This is a genomic window from Microcystis sp. LE18-22.4A (assembly GCF_027531105.1).
Classification (GTDB): Bacteria; Cyanobacteriota; Cyanobacteriia; order Cyanobacteriales; family Microcystaceae; genus Microcystis; species Microcystis aeruginosa.
Genome location: NZ_JAPZRB010000050.1, coordinates 38933 through 46528, shown reverse-complemented (window position 1 = coordinate 46528; position 7596 = coordinate 38933). Strand labels below are relative to the sequence as shown.

Sequence of the window (7596 nt, the reverse complement as noted above, 5' to 3'; positions counted from 1 at the left end):
AGTTTGTTACCCGAAGCCTTAGAAATTGCTAGAAGGATTGGGGATGGAGACTCCCGTGCAGAGGCATTGACCGGGTTAGCTCCCCATTTACCGGAAAGTTTGTTACCGGAAGCCTTAGAAGTTGCCAGAGGGATTGGGTCTAAATACAACCGTGCAAGGGCATTGATCGGGTTAGCTCCCCATTTACCGGAAAGTTTGTTACCCGAAGCCTTAGAAATTGCCAGAGGGATTGAGAATGAAAACTCCCGTGCAGAGGCATTGACCGGGTTAGCTCCCCATTTACCGGAAAGTTTGTTACCCGAAGCCTTAGAAGTTGCCAGAGGGATTGGGAATGAAAACTCCCGTGCAGGGGCATTGATCGGGTTAGCTCCCCATTTACCGGAAAGTTTGTTACCCGAAGCCTTAGAAGTTGCCAGAGGGATTGAGAATGAATACTACTGTGCAGATGGTAAAAACTACCGTGCAAGGGCATTGACCGGGTTAGCTCCCCATTTACCGGAAAGTTTGTTACCCGAAGCCTTAGAAATTGCCAGAGGGATTGAGAATGAATACTACCGTGCAAGGGCATTGACCGGGTTAGCTCCCCATTTACCGGAAAGTTTGTTACCCGAAGCCTTAGAAATTGCCAGAGGGATTGGGAATGCAAGGGCATTGATCGGGTTAGCTCCCCATTTACCAGAAAGTTTGTTACCCGAAGCCTTAGAAATTGCCAGAGGGATTGGGAATGCAAGGGCATTGATCGGGTTAGCTCCCCATTTACCGGAAGTGTTACCCGAAGCCTTAGAAATTGCCAGAGGGATTGGGTCTGAAAACTACCGTGCTTGGGCATTGACCGGGTTAGCTCCCCATTTACCGGAAGTGTTACCCGAAGCCTTAGAAATTGCCAGAGGGATTGGGTCTGAAAACTACCGTGCTTGGGCATTGACCGGGTTAGCTCCCCATTTACCGGAAAGTTTGTTACCGGAAGCCTTAGCAGTTGCCAGAGGGATTGGGAATGAAAACTACCGTGCAAGGGCATTGACCGGGTTAGCTCCCCATTTACCGGAAAGTTTGTTACCGGAAGCCTTAGAAGTTGCCAGAGGGATTGGGTCTAAATACAACCGTGCAAGGGCATTGACCGGGTTAGCTCCCCATTTACCGGAAAGTTTGTTACCCGAAGCCTTAGAAGTTGCCAGAGGGATTGGGGATGAATACTCCCGTGCAAGGGCATTGACCGGGTTAGCTCCCCATTTACCGGAAAGTTTGTTACCCGAAGCCTTAGAAGTTGCCAGAGGGATTGGGAATGAATACTACCGTGCAGACGTATTAAAAGCATTAACCGCCACATTAACCCCTGCTAATGTTGACTTATCTTTCTGGGAAAATACCCTTCAGGCTTTGGGGACTCTCACTCGTCCTCATTTCCTCGAAACTATTCCTAACTTAGCGCCTTTAATCCTTCATTTTGGGGGGGAGGTCGCCTTAAGAGAAGTGTATCAAGGGATTAGGGATGTTAGTCGCTGGTGGCGGTGATTCTCCTGTCAATAATTGCTATAATAGCTAAAATGGTCATAATGGCTAGTTTCTATAAAGGTTAGTTATGAAAACATTAGGAGCCTCAGAAGCAAAAAATCGCTTTGGCGAACTGTTGGACTTGGCTCGAAGAGAACCAGTAAAGATAGCAAAAAAGGGACGTAATGTTGCAGTCGTGCTGTCAATCGAGGAATTTGAGAGATTTTCCGAGTTGGAAAATCAACTTTTGGCTTTACAGGCAGAAAAAGCTCATCAAGAAGGTTTTATCGGAACAACAGAAAGTGAGGCTTTGCTGTCAGAAATTTTAAATGCTTAAGATTAACCTATCTCGACAGGCAACTAAACGCTTAAAAAAACTGCCAGATAAACACGCCAAACAAGTAGCCACAAAAATAACCGAACTGAGAACAAATCCCTATCCCCAAGATTCTCTAAAGTTAAAAGGATACTCTTATCATAGAGCCGATATTGGTGAATATCGAATCGTTTATCGTGTTGAGGAGCAAACAATAGAAATCTTGCTGATTGACAAACGAAACGATGATGAAATTTATAAACAACTAAAGAGAACAATATAGAGAATCTTAATTATCAACCATCAATTAATTAGCGATATTATTCCTGCTAAAATCAAGAAAAACAAATTATTTTTAAACACTCATGAGCATTAATGTAACATTTCCCGAAGAACTCCTCATTGCTGCCAGAGAAGAAAAAGAAGCATTCTCTCGTAAAGTCATAATTTATACATTAGGGCATCTTTATCAAGAAGGAAAAATTTCAGCAGGAATCGGCGCACAAGTATTAGGATGCGATAAATATACATTTTATACACTTCTCTCTGAGTATGGTTTTTCCATTATTGATTACACAGCAGAAGAATGGGAATCAGAAATACAAACCAGCCGTAAATTAGCCCAAAAAATCCAAGAGAATGAAGATAATTGTTAATTCTACACCGATCATCGCCTTATCTTTGATTAATCAATTAGATCTTCTTAATCAGCTATTTAATGAAGTGATTATTCCTTGGGCAGTTTATCAAGAAATTGTCATCGCTGGAGATAATAAACCGGGGGCAAAAGAACTCAAAAATGCCAATTGGATTCAAGTTCAAGAAGTTGCATCATCATCTCCTCTTGAACCGCTATTACTAGGATTAGATCGAGGAGAATTAGAAGTTATTCTCTTGGCAATTTCAATCAAACCAGACTGGGTAATTATAGATGATAAATTAGCAAGAAGAGTTGCCAAAGCTATGGAATTACCCGTCAAAGGAACATTAGGAATTCTCTTGGTTGGTTTTTATGCAGGTTATCTATCTAAACAAGAAATTTTAGATTTATCACAACAGTTAGTTAATTATGGAATTCGTATTAGTTCTCCGATTCTTAATTGGCTAAAAACAGAATTAGACAATGATCATTAATACCAAATCAATACAAAATAAACTACCATGAAACAACTAATCGTACACATTCGTGACCAAGAAAAAGCAGAAACACTCTCTAAAATTTTAACTGCTTTAGATTTTGTTGACTCCGTAGAAATCATCGAAGATCAAACAACATTATCTGATAACGAGCAAGACTTCTTTGCCCTGGCAGGATTGTGGGAAAACAGAAATATCACCCCTGAATCTATCCGTGAAGCAGCATGGCGAGAAGAAACCCGATGATTTTATGTGACACCAATATCCTCATTGAATTCTATAAAAACAACCATAGAATTATCGAAGAGCTTCGCCACTGACTGACGGACACATTTTTCAATACAAAGACAAGTACTGTTATGTGAAAGCCTCAAACTCCTGAATAAAAGAAAAGGTAATTTTGCCATAATAATCCTGACGAGCTTTGCGAGAAGCAAAACAGGGAAAAGGGTCAACAGAAAATAAGTGGTCAAGTCGCAAGAAGGGACGCGCCTTATGAACAACTCCCGCCAGCCAACGTCAACCAATTTTCAAATAACTCAAACCACGCCGAAAATGAGCATCAACCTGACGGCGAGAGCCAGATTGTTGAACCGCCATGCCAGTTAAAGTAGCAAAGAGAATAGAAATGGCAACAATGAGATAGAGACGTTCTAAACAAGCAGCAGAGCGAACACGAGAATGTTCCCAGTCAAAAACGCCCGATTTACTGCCCTTGAAAGAGATGTTCAATGGGAAAACGAAGACCATACTGCCAGAAGGTGTCAAGGGTAGGAGGTTCATCGCTCAGAATTGCCCAATTATCCTTAACCCCTGGAACAGAGGCTAAAGCAAGATGAGCAGTGATTCTAGCCTCCTGCCAGACTTGAACGTTGCGATAAAAGCAGGCTTGCCGTTTGGGGGGATAGAGTTCTCTGACCTCATAGCCAAAACCCCGACGGCGAACACCGTAAATGAGGGTATCGCAAGGTAAGCGAAGACACCAATGCCAAGTATTTTTCCTGAGCCATTGAATTAATTGCTGATTGGCAAAGCCTCGGTCGGCTAACAGCATGACATTCTCAAAGCCCTGAAGATAGCCTTTGGCTCTGTCCAACAAGGGTTCGTATTTCTCAAAAGCTAGGCTGGCACTACCATGTTCTAATCCCATCCACATCAAGGGGACGGCTCTCCCCCCGCAGACCACCGCTAGATAGACAAAGCAGTATTGATTCCACAACAGAGTGGTATCTATTGCTAGATACAGTCTTTCCCCCTTCTCCTTCCAAGTCTCGATGGCTTTCAATATTAAGGGGATGTATATCTTTTCCACCGCTACTCTTCCATTCTGGCAAAAGCGATTCCACCGTCTCTGATAACTATTGGCTTGTTCGGCTCTGCTTTGTACAAAGGGTTCCCATCTGGCTTGATTGAGACTTTGACTACTGAGTAGGGCTGTCACCATCCAACTGAGGACGGTTAAATGTCTTTTATCCACAAATCGGCTTCCTTGTTCTAGATAGGAATAAACTTGGGAGAAGATTCTGTTCTCGGTTTTCATCTTGTAGGGATTCTTGCTTTTTCCCTATCTACCCAGATATTTTTCTTTTTGGCAACCCTTGTCTTGTCAGGTTTTGACCCACTTGTGTCCGTCAGTCAGTCTGATCCCCCCTGCCCCCCTTGATAAGGGGGGTGCCGATCCCCCCTTAATACCCTCTTAATAAGAGGGGTGTCTGACAATTTTTAACACCTACCTAATTATAACATACCAGCATTTTTATTGCGTACCCGTTGATACATTTCTTCCATATTTAATTGGGAGGCAACCAGATAATAAACTCCAGCAATATGTTTACAGGGATTTTCCCAATCGGGACAGGAACAATAAGTTCAGCTTTTTTCTGAGGGAAAAACCTAAATAGTGATTTCAGCTTTCATCGACCTGACTTTTAAACTAACTTCAGGATGAGATTGCTTTAATCTCGCTTGATAAACCTGAACATTGGTTCCAGCTTTTGGTACTCTAGAAGCGACAATATAGCATTCTTTTTTAGATTTTTTATGTCTTTCTTGTAAGTAATAATGATTTAGAGTTGACAATAATTGATCATAAGCTTGTTCAATATTTTTACCCTTGAGTTCAATATAAAGAGCCAAGCTACAGGGACTATCAATTTCTAACAGCCAGTCGCATCTTTTCCCCTCGATGATTAAACAATTATCTATTTTTATCTTAGTAACTAATTTCTGACTATTATTGTTGACGATAAATTCTTTACCATTTTCTTTAACTTTGACTATTTTATTATTATTGCATTCAGAACAGTGACTAATATCCATTATTGTTGAGCCTTTCTTTCTAAAATTTCTTCAAACTCTTGACTAAGTTCATCGGAGACAGCATCGAGGTTATTGATACCAATCAAGTTCACCTCTGTATCTAAGATACTTTGAGTTTGTCCATTGCTAATTGTGTAGGCTGACACATCTTGAAATTGAATAGTATTTTTATAACCTAAAGATTTTTCCGCTTTGACAGGCTCAACGTTAGCTGCCATGATTTTATTATTCAAAGCTGTGAGAATGTAGGGACTATGGGTAGTGAGAAAAAAACGACAATTTTTATTAGCATAAAGTAAGGTAAATAGTTCTACCATATCTCTTTGAGCGGAGGGAAAAAGATGGGTTTCAGGTTCCTCAATGAAAAATTGATTAGATTCGTGAGTGGCAAAAAAGGGGAAAACTAAGAGAATTAATAACATTGGTAAGGCTTCTTGTTGTCCGCTTGAAGCATCAATTAAGTTAATCTTTCTCCCATCGGCATGATAAAGCCAATCTTGATCTTTTTCTCTTCCATAGCTACCCGATAGAATTTTTTCAGTAATTAATTTAATTTGATCATAAAGTCTTCTTTGATCATTTTCTTGATCTTGGAATTCATTAATTATTCTGTATAGACGTTGAGCGGTTTCATAATTAGAGCCAAAGTTGATAATCAGAGGATCAAGATCAAAATTATTAGCTAAAAAGGTAAAAATATTATTGGTAAAGTATTTAACAAACAGAGTGCGACTAGCTGGTACAAATAAAATCTTTGTAGAAAAAATTTTTTCATTGCCTTGAAAAAAATCAGCAATATTTTTGGCCACACAATCATTCATATCTGAATAAATATCTTGAGTGACTTTGTTATTGCTTTTGGCAATTTTACTCACTTGTCTAATTGTTGTATTGTAAAACTTTTTAAAATTATCTGAATAGGTAAATTGTAGTTTAAAATAGCCAGATTTGTCCTTATATCTTTCAATCAAAAAGTTCATGTCATCCAAACGATAAACTATTTTAAATACTTGCTCTTTCCATGCGTATTTAGGAAATAATTCCTCAAATCGCTTCTGTAGGTGCCTTTTGAGTCCTTGCTGATCTTGAAGATGAGTGACTAATAATTTAACTTGATAAAACAAAAATGTCTGAAATAAAAAAACTAATTTAGCAATAATACTTTTACCAGTGGACTGTTCACCGATGATAACATTAATTTTTTTTATCTCTATTTCCGCATACTTAATAATCAGAAAATTTTCAATAATTAAGGATTCCATTGTATCTCTCTTATGTCCAGTCTCATAACAATACTAGCAGGTTAGGGGTAGATTTTCAATTACTGTCAGTTGTTGACCTGTTTATTCTAATCTACCCTCCTATGGATAGATACCTAAGTCAAAAAGTCAGCAATTTAGCTACAGCGTTTCTCATCAAGATAAAGTGTAACCTAATTTTGCATCGGGACTGACTCCTGACTCCCCAAAAGGAAAACTTATATTTTTTTAAAGTATCCCTGCATTTTTATTGCGTACCCGTTGATACATTTCTTCCATTACCTCGATAAAGGAATTATCCTTATCCCAAAATGCAGGATAATCACCAGCTTTTTTAATGACAATTGCAGGAATAGTTGCGGATTTAACTAACTGAGGATTTTCTGGTAAACGGTGATGGGAGTGCCAAAATTCTTTGAGATCAATTATTTCTGATGCTGGTATAGTTTCGGGTTTAGTGTGATAGGAAGTGACAGGGTTAAGAGGAATTTTTTCCTCTTGGATAGAGGAGGAAAGCAGCTTACCGAGGGGAGTTTTTGCTAACTCTTGCAGTAATTTTTGACGAGAGATACCCCGTAATTCAAATAAGAGGAAAGGATCCTGATCTAATTGGGAAGCAACGAGGTAATAAACTCCAGCAATATGTTTACAGGGATTTTCCCAATCGGGACAGGAACAATTGGTGATAAAATCCTTTTGACTGTGGGGTAATAAGTGCAGATTCAGATCGCTAAATGCTTCATCAATATTATCGGGAACTTCTTTGAGCAGCAGTTTAGAGATCATACTCGCTCTTGAACCAAGATTATATAAAGCTTGTGACCACTCTGCTTTAGTAATTGGTTTAATCTCGATACTCACCTTATACAAAGGTTCTTTGTAAACTCCAAAGTAGGGATTAATGGAACCTCGCACCTGAGCAGTAATTAAATTACCGTCAATTTCGTAATTCTTGACTTTATCATTTTTAGCGTAGGAACGTCCTCGACTCAAGCGCGCTGAGTCGGTAAATTCCTCTAATGCTTCTATAAAGCGTTGTCCCCACCAAGTTTTACTAAATTTATTCATAGGTTT

General features: G+C 39.4%; 10 protein-coding genes and 2 pseudogenes. 6 read left to right on the top strand and 6 right to left on the bottom strand.

Annotated features, from left to right (window positions below):
* The 6 genes and pseudogenes from O9295_RS02535 to O9295_RS02510 all read left to right on the top strand — a co-directional run.
* Window positions 1–1512, top strand: a pseudogene (locus O9295_RS02535) (NB-ARC domain-containing protein); the annotation flags it as partial.
* 67 nt (window positions 1513–1579) lie between these two features.
* On the top strand, window positions 1580–1828 hold the full coding sequence (locus O9295_RS02530) for a type II toxin-antitoxin system Phd/YefM family antitoxin (RefSeq protein ID WP_002739617.1): 249 nt from the start codon (window positions 1580–1582) through the stop codon (window positions 1826–1828).
* Window positions 1821–2090 carry a type II toxin-antitoxin system RelE family toxin gene (locus tag O9295_RS02525; protein ID WP_002787830.1) on the top strand — a complete coding sequence of 90 codons (270 nt, stop codon included), beginning with the start codon at window positions 1821–1823 and terminating at the stop codon, window positions 2088–2090. Before O9295_RS02530 ends, O9295_RS02525 begins: the two co-directional genes overlap by 8 nt.
* 82 nt (window positions 2091–2172) lie before the next feature.
* Window positions 2173–2463, top strand: a complete 291-nt coding sequence (locus tag O9295_RS02520) for a UPF0175 family protein (RefSeq protein WP_008203693.1) — start codon at window positions 2173–2175, stop codon at window positions 2461–2463.
* Window positions 2447–2941, top strand: coding sequence for a PIN domain-containing protein (locus O9295_RS02515; protein ID WP_288031434.1), 495 nt, complete (start codon window positions 2447–2449; stop codon window positions 2939–2941). Before O9295_RS02520 ends, O9295_RS02515 begins: the two co-directional genes overlap by 17 nt.
* Window positions 2942–2968: 27 nt before the next feature.
* Window positions 2969–3190 (top strand): hypothetical protein, encoded by a 222-nt coding sequence (locus O9295_RS02510; protein WP_288031431.1) that lies wholly within the window; start codon window positions 2969–2971, stop codon window positions 3188–3190.
* 273 nt (window positions 3191–3463) lie between these two features.
* Here the strand turns inward: O9295_RS02510 and O9295_RS02505 are convergent, their stop codons facing one another.
* The 6 genes and pseudogenes from O9295_RS02505 to O9295_RS02480 all read right to left on the bottom strand — a co-directional run bounded on the left by O9295_RS02505 (window position 3464) and on the right by O9295_RS02480 (window position 7590).
* A complete protein-coding gene (locus O9295_RS02505; protein ID WP_052275239.1) occupies window positions 3464–3676 on the bottom strand; it encodes a hypothetical protein in 213 nt (70 codons plus the stop codon).
* A complete protein-coding gene (locus O9295_RS02500) occupies window positions 3651–4484 on the bottom strand; it encodes a transposase (protein ID WP_249267854.1) in 834 nt (277 codons plus the stop codon). The genes O9295_RS02505 and O9295_RS02500 overlap by 26 nt, the downstream gene beginning before the upstream one ends.
* Window positions 4485–4726: 242 nt before the next feature.
* A pseudogene (locus O9295_RS02495) lies at window positions 4727–4813 on the bottom strand (SWIM zinc finger family protein); the annotation flags it as partial.
* 24 nt (window positions 4814–4837) lie between these two features.
* On the bottom strand, window positions 4838–5263 hold the full coding sequence (locus O9295_RS02490; RefSeq protein ID WP_190718069.1) for a hypothetical protein: 426 nt from the start codon (window positions 5261–5263) through the stop codon (window positions 4838–4840).
* Entirely contained in the window at window positions 5263–6525 is a 1263-nt protein-coding gene (locus O9295_RS02485) for an AAA family ATPase (protein WP_288031427.1), read from the bottom strand. The genes O9295_RS02490 and O9295_RS02485 overlap by 1 nt, the downstream gene beginning before the upstream one ends.
* Before the next feature lie 225 nt (window positions 6526–6750).
* Window positions 6751–7590, bottom strand: a complete 840-nt coding sequence (locus O9295_RS02480) for an SWIM zinc finger family protein (RefSeq protein ID WP_072924425.1) — start codon at window positions 7588–7590, stop codon at window positions 6751–6753.
* Between the last annotated feature and the right edge of the window lie 6 nt (window positions 7591–7596).